This window comes from Modestobacter lacusdianchii (assembly GCF_054177765.1).
This window is the reverse complement of record NZ_JBJJTJ010000021.1, coordinates 1-16,202: the sequence shown is the minus strand read 5'-3', so window position 1 is coordinate 16,202 and position 16,202 is coordinate 1. Positions and strand designations below refer to the sequence as shown.

Below are 16,202 nucleotides of genomic sequence, written 5' to 3'. Positions count from 1 at the left end.
CGAGTTGAGCGAGATCGCGCCGGGGATCTACGAGGCGCTGGTGACCGAAGAGCTGGCTGGCGCATTGACCAGCACGCCGGAGGAGCTGGTGCAGTACGAGCCGCTCGACCCGACCGACTCGCACCTCGCGCTCACTCGTCACCTGGCGAACCTCATCAACCGGTCACTGCAGTCGATCCCCGGATCCGATCACGGCAAGGTGGCCGCGCAGATCGAGCTGGCCAACCGGATCGCGGCCGCCGTCGGCGAGCTCAGCGCACCGGATGCCGTCCTGACCGGCGACCGGGTCGCCGACGCCGCCCAGCAGCTCTTCGCCGTCGCGACGCCCTCCCCCACCCCGGTGCCGGCGGCTTTCCCGGCGCGGCCAGAGGTGCCGTTGAGCACCAGCGCGCTACTGGTCAACGGCCGGGGGCAGCCGCGGATCGGCTACGAGGTGGAGCGCGAACTGGCGTCGGCGGACAGCGTCGACCTGCTGTGCGCCTTCATCACCTGGCACGGCGTCCGCGTGCTCGAACAGGCACTGCTGGACCTACAGCGGCGCGGCGTCCGGCTGCGCGTCATCACCACCACCTACCTGGGCGCCACCGAGCCGCGAGCAGTCGAGCGGCTGATCGCCGCCGGCGCCGACGTCCGGATCTCCTACGAGACCCGGACGACACGGCTGCACGCCAAGGCCTGGCTCTTCCACCGCAACTCCGGCTACTCCACCGGCTACGTCGGGTCATCCAACTTGTCCCGAGCGGCGATGATCGACGGGCTGGAGTGGAACGTCCGACTGTCCTCCATCGAGCAAGCACACCTGCTGCAGACCTTCGCCGAGACGTTCGACTCGTACTGGCACGACCCGGCATTCGAGCCCTACGACCCCGAGCGATTCACCGCCGCCATCGCCGTCGAGCGGGGTGGTCGCGCCGACGCCCCCACCGAGAGCACCTCGCTGGACGTGCGGCCGTTCGGCTACCAGCAAGAGATTCTCGAGGCACTGGACGCGGAACGACTCGTCCATGACCGCTGGCAGAACCTCGTGGTCATGGCGACCGGCACTGGCAAGACGGTGGTCTCGGCGCTCGACTACCGGCGGCTCCGCACGCAGGGACATGTCGAGACGGTGCTCTTCGTCGCCCACCGCAAGGAGATCCTGACCCAGAGCCGATCCACCTTCCGCCAGGTCCTGCGCCGCGGGGACTTCGGCGAGCTGCTGGTCGACGGCACCAAGCCCACGCAGTGGCGGCACGTCTTCGCCTCCGTGCAGTCGTTGGACCAGCTCGACCTCGCCACGCTGCGGCCGGACCTCTTCGACCTGGTGGTGGTCGACGAGTTCCACCACGCCGAAGCCAATACTTACCGTCGACTGCTCGACCACCTGAAGCCCAAGGTGCTCGTCGGACTGACGGCAACGCCCGAGCGGGCCGACGGCCGGGACGTGATCGCCCGGTTCGGCGGACGCTTTGCGGTGGAACTGCGGCTGTGGGAAGCACTGGAACAGCGCCTGCTGGCGCCTTTCCAGTACTTCGGCAAGCACGATGACGTGCCGCTGGACACGGTGCGCTGGCGGCGCGGTTCTGGCTACGACGTCGCGGAGCTGACCAACCTCTACACCGGCAGCGACGCCCGGGTGCGGCTGATCCTGCAAGCCGTGGTCGACACCGTTGCCGAGCCGATGCGCATGCGGGCGCTGGGTTTCTGCGTGAGCGTCGACCACGCGGTCTTCATGGCTGCTCGGTTCGACGCCGCGGGCATCCCCAGCCGCGCGGTGACGTCCCGAGACAGCGCCGAGGCCCGAGCGGCAGCCCTGAGGGCACTGAGAAGCGGCGAGGTGAACGTGCTGTTCACCGTTGACCTGTTCAACGAGGGCTTCGACCTCCCAGAGATCGACACGGTGCTCTTCCTCCGCCCGACGGAGAGCGCGACCGTCTTCTTGCAGCAACTCGGTCGCGGTCTCCGGTTGTCCGAGGACAAGCCATGCCTGACGGTGCTGGACTTCATTGGCACCCAACACCGCAGCTTCCGCTTCGACCTGCGGTTCCGGGCGCTGACCGGCACATCTCGACGTGGGCTGGAGCGGGAGATCAACCTGGGCTTCCCGACGCTGCCTGCCGGCTGCTCGATCCAGCTGGACCGGGTGGCGCAGCAGGTGGTGTTAGACAACGTCCGGCAGTCCCTTCGGCTACCGTGGCCGCAGCTGGCGAGCGAGCTCTCCGCCTCCCCTGAGGATGATCTGCCCACCTTCTTGGACGAGACCGGGCTAGACGTCGAGGACCTGTACCGCGGTGGCAACCGAAGCTGGTTGGACCTGCAGCGGGCGGCCGGCGTGGCCACCGCCGAGCCGGGACCGGACGACGTCCAGCTGCGTGGCGCGTTCGCCCGAATGCTGCACGTAGACGACGTCGAGCGGCTTGATCGGCTGACCGACGTGCTCAACGGCGGCGCCCTGGGGTCCAGCGACCGAGAGCGGCGACTGGCCGCGATGTTGCACTTTTCACTATGGGGTTCGCGGACGCCGTTCTCATCGGTGGAGAAGTCGCTGGACCGGCTGCTCGCCGACCGGGCCCGCTCGGCGGAGCTGGCCCAAGTGATCGGTGTGCTGCGGGAGCGCATCCATCGGGTGGCGCCGGCTTTGGACGGCGGCCCGCGGCCGCTGCACGTGCACGCGCGATACAGCCGCGAGGAGGCGTTGGCGGCGTTCGGGATGACCAACCTGGCCGGCACCTTTGGATCAGGGGTGCGCTGGGTTCCCGAGGAGCAGGCAGACCTGTTCTTCGTGACGTTGACGAAGACCGAGGGGCACTTCTCTCCCACCACGATGTACGCCGACTCAGCGATCACGCCGACGCTGCTCCAGTGGGAGTCGCAGAACACGACGACCGAGGCTTCGCCGGTCGGCCAGCGGTACGTGCGTCACCAGGAACTGGGGAGCTCGGTACACCTGTTCGTGCGGGAGACCAAGACGGCGGACGGCGCCCTCGGCGTGCCGCCGTACCTGTACGCCGGTCCGATGACCTACCAGTCACACACGGGCAACCGCCCGATGCGCATCCTCTGGCGACTCGACCACGCACTGCCCGGCGACGTCTTTCATGCCGCCAAGGTGGCTTGATCTGGTTGGCGCGTTCGTGTCCACTTGAAGGATTCGGGCTGCCACGATGACCCAGTGACGTCAACGGCCGCCAGTTTCGCTGACATCAACGACCTCATCGGCAAGCTGGCATGGCCACTGGTCGTGCTGCTCCTCGTTTTCATGTTCCGCCGCCCACTTAACGCCCTCTTGAGCCGCGACCACGTCGAGGCAACGCTTCCCGGGGGCATCAGTCTTATAGCCCGGAACCCGGCAGCCGCTGCTGAGGCTCTTCAGACCGCGACAGAACAGAAGAGCGACGGCGTGTCTCCCGACGTTGCTGAAGTGGAGATAGCAGCTGCTACTCACGACTTGATCGCTCTCGGCAGAGCTCCACGGCTTCTGTGGGTCGACGATCGGCCCAGCAACAACCGCTACGAAGCGACAGCGCTCGAAGCACTGGGGATCACAGTCGAGATCGCTCAGTCCACCACAGAAGCACTGGCCAAGATGTCTGCGCGAGGCCCGTTCGACGCGATCATCTCAGACATGGGGCGACCACCGGACCCACGAGCCGGGTACACGCTGCTCGATGCTCTTCGGCAAGCCGGCGACCTCACCCCCTTCGTCATCTACGCGGGGTCGAATCAGCCAGAACACTTCGACGAGGCCGTGCGGCACGGTGCGGTCGGGTCGACGAACCACCCCACGGAGCTCATCCGACTGGTCCGTAGGGCCCTACGTGCAGGGGCTGCGCGCTCGACCACCTCAAAGTGATGTTTGATCGGTACAGCGCTGCGAGGACCTTCCCGACTTTTCCGGGCACGTCCCGGGGGTGCGGTTCGAGCGGCACAACACCGTTAACGCAGTCGACCACGTCAAGCACTCATCGGCTCCCCTTGCGCCCGGCCGGATCTAGGCGACTCCACGGCGGCTGGCAGTATCGACCCCTCGACGCAACGGGGGTGGAGTGATGGCGCTGTGGATGGTCCGAAGCGGTCGACATGGCGAAGGTGACGAGCTTGCACTCAGCGCCGCGGTCGTGGGCATCGGCTGGCCGGAAGCTGGCGACCTGTCCGCCGTCACCAACACGGATGTGCTGCGCGACCGGCTGATGGCCACTTACCCGGACAAGAAGCCATCCATGATTGCCAACTGGGTGGGTCAGGTCGACGCCTTCCAGCGGAGAATGCAGATAGGCGACCTCGTCGCCCTGCCGCTGAAGTCGACGCCAGCCATCGCATTCGGGCGCATCGCGGGCGAGTATCGCTACGCGCCGGACGCACCTCCGTCGATGCGGCACCAACGGTCGGTGCGGTGGCTTCGGGAAGACGTGCCCCGGGACGCACTCCCCCAAGACATCCTCTACTCGCTCGGCGCCTTCCTCACCGTCTGCCGCATCCAGCGCAATGACGCCGAGGCTCGCATCAAAGACCTGCTCAACAGCCCGGCGCAGCCGCGACCGACCGCGCCACCCTCGGCTGCCGAGACAGCAGACGACACCGAGCAGCAGCCCGAGGTCGACTTGGTCGAGCTCGGTCGGGACCAGATCCGCCGCCGGCTAGCTGATCGGTTCTCCGGCCACGACTTGGCTAGACTGGTGGGAGCGCTGTTGGACGCCGAGGGCTTCTACGTCAACGTCTCTCCACCGGGCCCGGACGGTGGCGTGGACATCCTCGCCGGCGAGGGCGGCATGGGGTTCGACGGTGCCGGCCTCGCCGTGCAGGTGAAGTCCGGTGGCATCGTCGTCGACGCACCCACGCTCCGTGAGCTGCAGGGCGTCATGGCCAACTTCGGCGCTGCCCGGGGCCTCATGGTCAGCTGGGGCGGCTTCACCAAGAATGCGCGCACTGAAGCGCGGCGACTCTTCTTCCAACTTCGACTCTGGGACGCCGACGATGTGATCAACAAGGTCACCGACCTGTACGACCGGCTGCCCTCGGACATGCAGGCCGAACTGCCGCTCCGCCGAATCTGGACACTCGTCCCCGACGAGGTCGATTAACTCGTCAAGAGACCGCCCCAGAGCGGGGCTCGCCCATGTGCGGCTGGCCGGGGGGATCGCCGTAGGCCACCCCCCGCTCAGGCGCTCGCGGGCTCGTCGATCGCTACCTCGTAGAACGCGTCTGCCAGAGCGACGATGACACCGTTGATCCCGGGGCCGTCGCTCCAGAAGTAGTCAGCCATGGCGTTGTATGCGCCCTGATTTTCTGCGACCGCTTCGTTGACCGCTGCCTGGAAGTCGTGGGACTCCAAGAACTGCTTCTTGGAGTTCACCTGCGTTTGCTTGACCAGGTCGGGGTAGGCCAACAGTCGTTGCACGAGGCCCTCGACAAACCCTCGGACCTGGGACTCGGAGAACGACTCCGCCCCGAACAGGTCGTTCATCTTGTCGATGACGACCTGGAGGGCGACGTATTTGGGCTCCTTCTTCGTACCGGTGCCGGCGGCGCTGATGCCCTTGAGCTGTCCGTCGCCGGTCAGGGAGATGTCGACCGCGGCGCTCTTGGTGTGCTTGACCCCGACCAGGACCACGTCGGAGAGGTCGACCTCTGCCGCCCAGGAGGTGTCGTCGATGACCCGCTCCAGCAGGCGCAGGTAGATCGAGAGCATCTCCAGGTAGGGGTCGCCGTAGTCGACGATCTGGCTCATGAAATCGTAGAGCCGCACGTACGTCGAGACGTCCTTACGGAACAGGTCCAGCGCGTTGAGGGTGACCTTGTCGCCTTCCTCTAGCGCCCGGGCGTAGCGGCGCGCGAAGTCGTGCTGGGCCGGGCTGATCGCCGCAGAGAGAGCGTTGTTGCCCTTCCGGGTCACCCACAGCTCTGCGACCTGGCGGACCTCGTCCTCGGTGTAGATGCCGGCCTGGGCGAGCTTGGTCGCCAGGTGCACGACGACGTAGGGGTCGGTCTCGGTCTCCAGGGTGGCGTTCTTGAAGTACGGCTCGAAGGCGGCCTTGATGTCCTCGGGCTTGTTGACGAAGTCGATGACGAACGTCTTGCGCTTCTGCTCCCCACCGGCGGTGCGGTGGGTGCGGTTGAGCCGTGACAGCGTCTGCACCGCAGTCACGCCCGACAGCTTCTTGTCGACGTACATCGCCGAGAGCAGCGGCTGGTCGAACCCGGTCTGGAACTTATTGGCGACCAGCATGACCTTGTAGGTCTCGCTCTTGAACGCCGCCGCCAGGTCGGCCCCGGCGCCGGGGTTCATGTTCGCCTCGGTGAACTCGTCGTCCTTGCTCGGGGAAGGGCCCCAGTCCTCGCCCCAGACCTCATCCTCGTCCATGCGCACCGCGCCGGAGAAGGCCACCAGCGTGCGGTAGGTGTAGGAGGGGTCCTCGGCGGCCCGCTTCTCGATGTAGGCGTCGATCGCCTTCTTGTACTTCACTGCGGCCTTGCGTGAGTCGGTCACGACCATCGCCTTGGCCTTGCCCTCGAGCAGGTGGGCGACGTTGGCGTGGAAGTGCTCGACGATGATCTGCACCTTCTGGCTGATGTTGGTGGGATGCAACCGCACCCACCGCATCAGGCCCTTGCGGGCCGCCCCTTCCTCGACCTCGCCCTCGCTGTTGGCGTTGCCGGCGATCTTCAGCGCGGTCTCGTAGGCCTGGTAGCCCTTGAGGACGTCGAGGATGTAGCCCTCCTCGATCGCCTGCTTCATCGAGTACAGGTGGAACTCCCGCGGCTTGCCGTCGGGCCCCTTGCGCCCGAACAGCTCAAGGGTCTTGTTCTTCGGGGTGGCGGTGAAGGCCAGGTAGGAGATGTTGGGCGACTCGGCCCGCTCGGTCATCTCCGCGGCCAGGATCGACTCGACGTCGACCTCGCCGCCGTCCTCGATCGCCTTGAGCTCCTCCGCGGTCAGGACCTGCTTCAGCTTCGAGGAGATCTGCCCGGACTGCGAGGAGTGCGCCTCGTCGGCGATGACGGCGAACCGCTTGCCGCTCAAGCCGGCGTCGGCCCGGATCTCGTCCAGCGCGTGCGGGAAGGTCTGCACGGTCACCGCGATGATCAGCTCGCCGTTCTTCAACGCCGTCGCCAGCAGGCTGGACTTCGACTTCGCGCCCGCCTTGCGGACGTCCTCCGGGCTGATGGTGGCCACGATCTTGCCGGTGCCGTCGATCTGCCGGATCGCGTCCTGGAGCTGCCCGTCGAGCACCGTGCGGTCCACGACCACGATCACGGAGTTGAAGACCTTCTTGTTGTCCACGTGCAGCCGGGCCAGCCGGTGCGCGGTCCAGGCGATGGTGTTGGTCTTTCCCGACCCGGCCGAGTGCTCGATCAGGTACCGCTGCCCGACGCCCTCCTCAGTGACCGCGGCCACGACGTTGGTGACCGCCTCCCACTGGTGGAACCGGGGGAACAGCATGCTCGTACGACGCACGGAAGTGCCCGTGGCAACGTCCCACTCCTCCTTGGTCTCCACGAGCATCAGCCGACCGACGATAGTGAGCCAGGCGTCCTTCTCCCACACCCGCTCCCACACGTACGCCGTCGCCGACCGCCCATCCGCACCGGGCGGATTCCCCGCGCCGGCGTCGTAGCCGGTGTCGAACGGCAGAAAGTGGGTCTTCTCCCCCTCCAGCCTGGTGGTCATCGCCGCCCGGTCGTTGGAGACCGCAAAATGCACCAGCGCCCGGTGCCCGAACGACAGCAGCGGCTCCGGCCGGCCGTTCGTCAACGGATTGCGACTCTTGCGGTACTGCTGGATCGCCTCATCCAGCGACTGGGTGAAGTCCGTCTTCAGCTCCACCGTCCCCACTGGGAGACCGTTGACGAAGAACACAAGGTCGATGCTGCGCTGGTCGGCGGTCGAGAAGTGCACCTGCCGCATCACCCGCACGCGCATCATCGAGTAGTGAGCGTTCGTCGTCTCGTTCAGCGTTGTCTCGGGACGGAACTGCGCCATCTTCAACCGGCCGCCGATGTAATGAACCCCGTTGCGCAAGATGTTCAGCGTCCCGCCACCGTGCTCCAGCGGTAGGTCCAGCGCCGCGGTGAGCACGTCGAGGAACTTCGCCGGCGACCCGGCCGCCTTCAACGCCTTCTCATACGCCGCAGGCTGAGTTGCCTCCAACCACGCGAACAGGTCCTCCGGAAAGAGCGCCCGCTCCCTGTCATAGCCGGCGTCGCTCGTCGCGTACAGCCAGCCATGGGCAGCCAGGTGCTCGCAGATCTCGGTCTCGAGAACGACCTCGTTGTGGTCACCCATCACGCCACCGCCCGCACGTCGATCTGCCCCGTGACCGCCGCAGTGATCAGCGCCGACCGCCGCTCGCGAGCGAGTTCGATGAACCGCTCCGTCTCTCCGATCAGGGCGTCAATCTTCGCGGTTCGCTCGTCGAGGTAGTCCGCGATGCGGCGCTGTTCATCCAGCGGAACGAGCGGGATCGGCGTCCGCGCGAGAGTGCCGAGATTCAGACGACGGAACGTTGCTCCCATGATCTGGTAGTCCCAGTAATCGGCCGTCTGACGTGACAGCAATGCCCACACAACAAACCTTGTGTCTGCCAGTTGCGGCACAAGTGCGACGCGCACTGTGTCCTGCGTCAGGTTCGCCCCCGCCAGGGCGTCAGAAACCACAGCGACCTTCCCGTACGCAGGACCGATCGAGACAACGACGTCGCCACCAGCCAGGACGGACCGTCGATACGCGCTCGCAATCTCGGCTGAGGTCGTTCTTAGTGCCTCCCTTTTCGGGGAGGTCCCTTCACCCGTGATGTCCGACGGACCGATGTAGGGAACGCCACCGTCGATCGGCTCACCCGCTTGAAGGATTCCGTAGGTCATCGGACGCTGGCGGTCAACGAGCCGCCGAAGGGTGGTCCTGTCGTATCCCTCCAGCGCCTCGGCGACCGTCGCGACTCTTCGCTCGCGGAGCATTACGATGAGGCGCTGCTGCTCGTCGATGAGTGTGTCGATGCGAGCGGTCTCGCGGTCGAGGTAATCAGCGATGGCGCGCTGCTCATCCCGAGCGGGCAGCAGAATCGGCGTCTCCGCGAGTGGCCCCAGATTCAGTGCGCGAAAGGTCGCACCGCCAATGGATGACTCCCAGAAGTCGACAGATGTCTGCGACTGGAGCGCCCAGACCACATACCGCGTGTACACGTCGGATCGCACCGCAACCCGAGCTGTACCCTGCGTGAGGTTGGCCCCGTCGAGTTCCTTCGGAACCACCATTGTCTTGCCGAATGAGGGACCAATCGACACCACGACATCCCCCGGCTTCAGGGATGAGCGCGCGTAGGCGGCCGCGATGTCGACACTCGTGGTGCGGAGCGCGCTTGGATTGACACCGCGATGGCCGTCCATGTCGACCGGTCTGATGTAGGGCACTCCATCTGCGACGTCTTCGCCGGCTTGGACGATCCCATAGGTGATCGGGCGGGCTGGATCGACCAAGCGCTTGAGAGGCACGGCCATCACTGCTCGACCTCGCGTAGCAGGTCGAGGATCTTGGCGACCTGCTTCTCCAGGTCGGCGTCGATCTCGACGAGGGGGCGGGGTGGAATGTACTTGTAGAAGTGGCGGGTGAAGGGGATCTCGTAGCCGGTCTTGGTCTTCGTCCAGTCGATCCAGGCGTCGGGGACGTGTGGCTTTACCTCGGTGTCGAAGTAGGCCTGGATGACCTCCATCTCGCCGGCGGCGCCAGCGGTGGAGCCACCGTAGGCGAAAGGCACGTTCTCGGTGTCGCGCTTCTTCGAGTCGGGCTTGGGTTTGCCCTTGCGGTCGACGACCGGGTTGCCGGTCTCGTCGAGGAGGGGACGGTCGACGGTGATGGTCCAGTAGCCGAACTCATTGTTGGACAGGACCTTGGAGTAGTCGGGGTCGGCGTCGGTGAAGTCGGCGTACAGCTGGACGACTCTGGCGCGGTCGACGTCGCTTATCTCCCGGCCCTTGGAACCGAGGTTCTTGCGCATCTTGGTCCAGAACGACGTGCCGTCGATGAGCTGCACCAAGCCCTCACGGTCGGGGTGCTTGCTGTTGTCCAAGATCCAAATGTAGGTCGCGATGCCGGTGTTGAAGAACATGTTGGTCGGCAGCGCCACGATGGCGTCCACCAGGTCATGCTTCAGCAGCCACTGGCGGATGTTGGAGGGCCCCGACTCCGCGCCTCCGTTGAACAGCGGCGAGCCGTTCATGACGATCCCGACCCGGCCGCCGCCGTCTTCGGGAGCCCGCATCTTGTGGGCCAGGTGGAGCAGGAAGAGCATCTGCCCGTCGGAGGTCGCCGGGAGCCCTGGGGCGAACCGGCCGTAGGGGCCGGCTTCGTCGCGTTCCTTGGTGATGGCCTTGGCGTACTGCTTCCAGTCCACGCCGTAGGGCGGGTTGGACATGCAGAAGTCGAACTGGCGACCCTTGAACGCGTCGTCGGTGAGTGTGTTGCCGAAGGCGATGTTGGTCGCGTCGTGGCCCTTAGCGAGCAGGTCGGACTTGCAGATCGCGTAGGACTGGGGGTTGTACTCCTGGCCGTACAGGCTGAGCCGGGCGTCGGGGTTCTGGGCGAGCAGGTGCTCCTCCGCCAAGGAAAGCATGCCGCCGGTGCCGGCGGTGGGGTCATACAGCGTGCGGACGATGCCGGCCTCGGTCAGCGCGGCGTCCTTCTCCGCGAAGAGCAGGTCAACCAGCAGCCTGATCGCATCCCGGGGGGTGTAGTGGTCACCGGAGGTCTCGTTCGCGGCCTCGTTGAACTTCCGGATGATGTACTCGAAGGCGTCCCCCATGTCGGAGTTCGACACCCTGCCCGGGTGCAGGTCTACGGCTCCGAACGCCTTGACGATCTCCCGTAGAAGACCCGCTTTCTCCAGGCCGAGAATCTCCTTCTTGAAGTCGAAGTACTCGAACACGTCGACGTCGGCGGAGAACCGGTCGACGTAGTCGGTCAGGTTGTCCGCGAGCCCATCGGCGTCGGCCAGCAGGTTGACGAACGAGTAGTTCGAGGTGTTGTAGAACGGCCGCCCGGTGGCCTTGGTGACCTCGACTTTGAGCCGGTTCGGGTTGTCGTACTTCGAGGCCAGCTCGCGCACGGTGTCGCGATCGGGCTCGAGGATGCAGTCGAGACGTCGCAGGATCGTGAACGGGAGGATCACGTTCCCGTACTGGTTGGGGCGGTAGGGGCCCCGGAGTTGATCGGCGATCGACCAGATGAAGCTACCGAGCGTGCTCACAGAGTTCCTCACGACAGATGACGAGCGATCCTTGGCGAGTCTGCCGCACGGTTCCGCTGAGCCCGGGCTTCGATGGCTACGAGCCGACAGTGTCGTCGTTCCGACAGCCCGGCGTTGTCGTGGACCAGAAGCCGCGAGTCTGGCGCCCAGACTTTCGCCTAGTCCGAGTGCGAGTGCCTCGGGGCGCGGACGGGCGGGGTCCTTAGCCTGGCGCTGCCGCTGAGGTCGCTATGCACGTCGCCGACCACCAGGGGCACGCCCGCCCCGACAGCTGCTGGGCCATGAGCCGCATGACTCTGGTCGTGTCCCCGGCGCTATGCGGAGCCTTCCACCACGCGGGACGACGTGCTGTGCGACCCACGCCCGCTGCCTAGCGTCCCCGCCACCGGCGCGAGCGAGGGAGCGGACATGGCTGTGGGCTTCGAACTGATGGACCCGACCGAGCAGGCCAAGGACGAAGGCACGGCGGTGCTGCTCGCCGACCGTCCGGCCGACCTGCGGGGCAAGCGCCTGGTCCTGATGGACAACGGGAAGCACAACGCCCGGGAGCTGCTGGAGGCGGTCTTCGCGCTCGTCGAGCCCCAGTTGGCGCCGTCCGAGGTGATCTGGAAGACCGTCCCCGCCACTTGGCCGGCGCCCGACGAGACGCTTGACGCCATCGCCGCGGAGTGCGACCTGGTCATCGAAGCGGTCGGTGATCAGGGCAGCTGCAGCGCAGCCAGTGTGGCCGACGTCATCCTGATGGAGAAGCGCGGAATCCCGTCGGCAGCGATCTGCACCGACGCACTCAAGGCGAGCGCCGACGCCATGGCGCGCATCCAAGGCGCACCCGGCTACACGTTCGCCGTCGTCCCCCACCCGGTGAGCAGCCTGGACGCCGACGGCATCGCCGAGCACGCCCGGCTGGCCGCACCGCAGATCATGGCGATCCTGCGCGGGGAGGTCTCGTGACCGAGCAGCAGACCGGCCTCACCCCCGAGGACCTGATCGCCGCGATCGAGGAGTGCCACGCCAACGGCTGGACCGACGGCCTCCCCGTCGTCCCGCCCATCCCGAGCCTGGTGCACCGCTTCCTCGAGCAGACCGACCGCTCGCCGTCCGAGGTCATCTGGACGATGACGCAGGTCAAGCGCGGTTGCACCGTCCAGGCCGCGGCGATCAACGCCGCCATGGCCGGTTGCCTCCCCGAGCACTTCCCCGTCGTCCTCGCCGCGCTGGAAGCGACCATCGACGAAGGCTGGCCGGGCCTCGGCGGCTGGCAGAGCACCACCGGTGGCGGCCCGCTGCTCGTCGTCAACGGGCCCGTCCGCATCGAGCTCGGCTTCAACAGCAAGGGCAACGTGTTCGGCCCCGGCTTCCGGGCCAACGCCACGGTCGGCCGGGCGATGCGGCTGATCATCATGAACGCCTACGGCATCCGCCCGCACGAGCTCGACCAGGCCACCCAGGGTTTCCCCGGCAACTTCTCCCTCTGCATCGCCGAGAACGAGGAGGACAGCCCTTGGGAGCCGCTGTCGGTCACCCTCGGCCACGACGCCGGGGTGAGCACCGTGTCGGCGCTGCACACCCGCAGCACCGAGCACGTCGACAACCGCAACACCGGCGACCCGAAGGCCGTGCTCAACGACATCGCCGACACCTGCGGCCGGATCGGGTCGATGACCCGCCGGTTCCGCCGGGTCGGCGTCGTCATCGGCCCCGAGCACGCCCAGCTGCTGGCCATGCACGTCATGAGCAAGCAGGACGTCCGGGAGTACCTGGCCGAGCACGCCAGCCGGACGGCGGGCACGCTGCGCGCCGCCGGCCGGGGCGAGTCGACCGCCGTCTTCTCCAACACCCCGACCGCCTCGGCGTTCGACGAGGCCCAGGCCTCGGACATCGAGCAGATCCCGGACAACCACCTGGCGACCTCGCTGCGCACGCCGACGACGTCACCGTGGTCGTGGCCGGTGCCGCCAAGGCCGACATGTCCACGGGTCGTGCAGACGCTGGGCTTCCCGACCACGACGATCGGCGCCGCACTCGTCGGCCGGTCCCCTTGTCGCACGCCCCGTCGCTTTTCGGCAGAACGGCCGTGGAAGCATGAGCTGACACCACCGGGAACTACGGTCAGGACCCCGCAGGTCTCGCTGCGTCGCGCCAGCGCTTCCGGGCGTCCCGCACGAACGGGTACAGCGGGTGCGACTGGTTGTCGGCCTGGTTGAGCGGTGGCTCCAGCTCGGCGATCACCGGGGCCTCGACCGTCCACGGCTCCGGGTGCTCCGCCCACGTCAGCCGCAGCTTCTCCCCCATCCACTCCGACAGCCGCAGCTCGTCGGCGTTGACCAGCACCGGCCGCGTCGTCCACCGGCTGCGCCAGCCCTGCTGCTCGCTCAGCAGCGCGGCGAGCGACCGGCGGAGCGTCGAGGAGCCCGTCGTCCCGCGGATGTGGTCGCCCACCACCCGGCTGCGCAGCGTGGCCCGCGACGCCGCGCCGTTCGGCGCGATGCCCACGTACAGCAACTGCAGCGCGGCGTCCGGGTGCCGCGGCCCGGAGATGCCGGGCAGCGCACCGAACCGCCCCCACCAGGCGTGCACCCCGAGCGCCGCCGGCAGCTCGAGCTGGACCTGCTCCAGCGAGACCGGCTCCGAGTGGAGCGCGGCGGTCACGTCGTCCATGGCCCCAGTCAACGGCACGATGCGATCAGCCTGTGGACGACGCCAGCGGGAAGGGCCCGCAGCGCGGCAGAGTCCTCGGCCATGGACACCCGACTGCACCCCGACGTCCCGATGACCAGCGACGCCGAGCTCACCGCGCGGTGGCAGGGCCTGCTGCACCTGGGCGGGCCGCCGTCCCAGCGCCGGCTGTTCCTCGCCTGGCTGCGGAACGACGGCACGATGCTCCACCTGCTCATCCCGGTCGAGGAGCTCCCGGCCGAACCCGACCGCGTGGTGATCGGCGCGCTCGCCGACCTGCACGGCGTAGCGGTCGACAGTGAGCACGTCGACCGATCGGCACTGCACCTGGCGATGTGCCTGGAACGGCCCGGCCCCGCGGAGCCCACTCCGGACGACTACGCCTGGTGTGCTGCCATCGAGTCGATCGTGCGCGGGCGCGACGGCCTCGACTGCAGCCTGCACCTCCACGACGGGCAGACCGCCGTCCCGTTGCTCCCCCGCCGCGCGTGGCCCGGCGCATGAGGTGGGCGCGGCCCGGCTCATCCGTGCACGATCGACTCATGCCCGACTGCACCTGCGCGACGTTCCCGCCGAGGTGATCGAACGGTTGACCCGGTCGGCCGAGCGCGAGCACGCCTCGGTCGACGCAGTGGCGATCGGCGCACTGTCGGCTGTCGGCCAGTGCGGGGGCAACTCGAAGCTGCTGGCGGTCCTCCCCGACACCGGCACTGCCCTCGACGAGATCGTGGACGCCGTGCGGGCTGGCCGCTGACTGACGCTGCCGCGGCGCAGTCACCACCGACCAGGCTGTCCGTCGAGTGAACTGATGCCCCATCCGGGTCGGTAGCGAGCGAGCACATCCCGGCGAGCCCAGACCAGGTCGGTTATCGTCGGGGCGGTTCCTGAACGTCCCGTGTGTAACTACCTGCTTGCGGAGCAAGGCGGCACGCCCGATCCCCGCAGCAGAGGTCATGTTCGACACACGCCCCTCCGGCACCGAGCTCATCCGGCACGCCGGGTTCTCCTACTTCCCGCTGGCCTTCATCGCGCGGCTCCCGTTCGCGATGATGACCGTCGGCGTGCTCACCCTCGTCGTCGCCGAGCGCGGCTCGGTCACCCTCGGCGGGCTCAACTCCGCCGCCGCCGGCATCGGCACCGCGCTCGCCGGGCCGCTGCTCGGCGCGGCCGCCGACCGGTTCGGGCAGCGCCGGGTGCTCGTCCCGGTGGGGCTGGTCAACGCCGCCCTGCTCGGCGCCTTCCCGTTCGTCGTCGCAAGCCCCGCCTCCGCCGTCGCGCTGCTCGCACTGTCGGTGCTGATCGGGGCGTCGGCCCCGCAGATCGCGCCGATGTCGCGCACCCGGCTGGTCGCCATCATCAAGCGCTCGATCCGCCCGGCGCAGCGCGAGAAGGTGCTGAACGGGACGATGGCCTACGAGTCGGCCGCCGACGAGACCGTCTTCATCGTCGGCCCCTTCCTCGTCGGACTGCTCGCCACCGCCATCGCCCCCTGGGTGGCCATCGCCGGCGCCTCGGTGCTGACGTTCGTCTTCGTCACCTGGTTCGCGCTGCACCCCACCGGGCGGCTCGACCCGAGCACCCCGCACACCACCGAGCAGCAGGCGCCGGCCCGTGAGCTGGCCCGCTTCTCGCTGCTCACCGTGGTCGCCGGCACGCTCGGCATCGGCTTCTTCTTCGGCGCCACCCTCACCTCGCTCACCGGGTACCTCGCCGACGGCGGGGACGGCGATCGCGCCGGGCTGCTCTACGGCGTCATGGGCATCGGCTCGGCCGCCCTGGCCCTGGGGTCGGCGGCGTTCCCGGAGCGGTTCAGCCTGCGCGCGCGGTGGCTGGTGTTCGGGTCGCTGATGCTCGCCGCCGCGATCGTCTACGCCACCGCGCGCTCGGAGCTCACACTGGTCATCGCCCTCGCCGTCCTCGGCTGCGGCATCGGCCCCACCCTGGTCAGCCAGTACAGCCTCGCCGCCAAGCTCGCACCCGTCGGCCGCTCAGCCACCACCATGACGATGCTCGGCTCCGCGGTCGTCGTCGGCCAGGCGGTCTCCTCCGCGGTCACCGGCGTCGTCGTCGACCGGCTCGGCTCGGGCACCGGGCTGGCCGTCCCCGCGATCGCCGCCGCGTTCGTGGTCGCCGCCGGCGTCGCGCACACCGCCTCCACTCCCCGCGTCGCCCAGCAGCCGGAGCCGGTCCCCGCCTGAGGGGCCAAAGTCGCGACTATGGCCCCGCGAGGGGCGGCGGCGCGACTGCCCGAGTGGACGTGGAGGCCTTGAAAATGCCGCTGGGCGACACTCGCTACTCTCCCACCCG

The 16,202-nt window shown here is 67.9% G+C and carries 12 protein-coding genes; 8 read left to right on the top strand and 4 right to left on the bottom strand.

What is annotated here, in order from left to right; all coding sequences use genetic code 11:
* The first annotated feature begins 4 nt into the window (after positions 1-4).
* The 3 genes from ACJTNH_RS14870 to ACJTNH_RS14860 all read left to right on the top strand — a co-directional run bounded on the left by ACJTNH_RS14870 (position 5) and on the right by ACJTNH_RS14860 (position 5,060).
* Entirely contained in the window at positions 5-3,097 is a 3,093-nt protein-coding gene (locus tag ACJTNH_RS14870) for a DUF3427 domain-containing protein (protein ID WP_458176925.1), read from the top strand.
* A gap of 54 nt (positions 3,098-3,151) precedes the next feature.
* Positions 3,152-3,832, top strand: a complete 681-nt coding sequence (locus tag ACJTNH_RS14865) for a response regulator (RefSeq protein ID WP_458176923.1) — start codon at positions 3,152-3,154, stop codon at positions 3,830-3,832.
* 196 nt (positions 3,833-4,028) lie between these two features.
* Complete coding sequence (locus ACJTNH_RS14860; protein WP_458176921.1) at positions 4,029-5,060, top strand: restriction endonuclease; 1,032 nt, start codon at positions 4,029-4,031, stop codon at positions 5,058-5,060.
* A 77-nt stretch (positions 5,061-5,137) separates the two neighbouring features.
* On the opposite strand, the gene ACJTNH_RS14855 is transcribed toward ACJTNH_RS14860, so the two are convergent.
* From ACJTNH_RS14855 to ACJTNH_RS14845, 3 genes are read right to left on the bottom strand one after another with little or no spacing between them, the layout of a single operon-like run.
* The gene (locus ACJTNH_RS14855) at positions 5,138-8,263 is read right to left on the bottom strand and encodes a type I restriction endonuclease subunit R (protein ID WP_458176920.1); all 3,126 of its coding nucleotides are present in this window, start codon (positions 8,261-8,263) and stop codon (positions 5,138-5,140) included.
* Positions 8,263-9,474 carry a restriction endonuclease subunit S gene (locus ACJTNH_RS14850; protein ID WP_458176918.1) on the bottom strand — a complete coding sequence of 404 codons (1,212 nt, stop codon included), beginning with the start codon at positions 9,472-9,474 and terminating at the stop codon, positions 8,263-8,265. Before ACJTNH_RS14850 ends, ACJTNH_RS14855 begins: the two co-directional genes overlap by 1 nt.
* Positions 9,474-11,219 (bottom strand): type I restriction-modification system subunit M, encoded by a 1,746-nt coding sequence (locus tag ACJTNH_RS14845; protein ID WP_458176916.1) that lies wholly within the window; start codon positions 11,217-11,219, stop codon positions 9,474-9,476. Before ACJTNH_RS14845 ends, ACJTNH_RS14850 begins: the two co-directional genes overlap by 1 nt.
* 408 nt (positions 11,220-11,627) lie before the next feature.
* Between ACJTNH_RS14845 and ACJTNH_RS14840 the strand changes: the two genes are divergently transcribed.
* Together ACJTNH_RS14840 and ACJTNH_RS14835 are read left to right on the top strand one after the other, a co-directional pair.
* Positions 11,628-12,170 carry a UGSC family (seleno)protein gene (locus tag ACJTNH_RS14840; protein WP_458176914.1) on the top strand — a complete coding sequence of 181 codons (543 nt, stop codon included), beginning with the start codon at positions 11,628-11,630 and terminating at the stop codon, positions 12,168-12,170.
* Positions 12,167-13,423, top strand: a complete 1,257-nt coding sequence (locus tag ACJTNH_RS14835; RefSeq protein ID WP_458176912.1) for a hypothetical protein — start codon at positions 12,167-12,169, stop codon at positions 13,421-13,423. The genes ACJTNH_RS14840 and ACJTNH_RS14835 overlap by 4 nt, the downstream gene beginning before the upstream one ends.
* Here the strand turns inward: ACJTNH_RS14835 and ACJTNH_RS14830 are convergent.
* The gene (locus ACJTNH_RS14830; protein WP_458176910.1) at positions 13,329-13,877 is read right to left on the bottom strand and encodes a GIY-YIG nuclease family protein; all 549 of its coding nucleotides are present in this window, start codon (positions 13,875-13,877) and stop codon (positions 13,329-13,331) included. The two genes, ACJTNH_RS14835 and ACJTNH_RS14830, sit on opposite strands and share 95 nt — an antisense overlap.
* 81 nt (positions 13,878-13,958) lie before the next feature.
* Here ACJTNH_RS14830 and ACJTNH_RS14825 point away from each other — a divergent pair, with 81 nt between their 5' ends.
* The 3 genes from ACJTNH_RS14825 (at position 13,959) to ACJTNH_RS14815 (ending at position 16,093) form a co-directional block, all read left to right on the top strand.
* The gene (locus ACJTNH_RS14825; protein ID WP_458176908.1) at positions 13,959-14,399 is read left to right on the top strand and encodes a hypothetical protein; all 441 of its coding nucleotides are present in this window, start codon (positions 13,959-13,961) and stop codon (positions 14,397-14,399) included.
* Positions 14,400-14,472: 73 nt separating this feature from the next.
* Complete coding sequence (locus ACJTNH_RS14820; protein WP_458176906.1) at positions 14,473-14,649, top strand: hypothetical protein; 177 nt, start codon at positions 14,473-14,475, stop codon at positions 14,647-14,649.
* Between the two features lie 199 nt (positions 14,650-14,848).
* On the top strand, positions 14,849-16,093 hold the full coding sequence (locus tag ACJTNH_RS14815; RefSeq protein WP_458176904.1) for an MFS transporter: 1,245 nt from the start codon (positions 14,849-14,851) through the stop codon (positions 16,091-16,093).
* Positions 16,094-16,202: the final 109 nt, after the last annotated feature.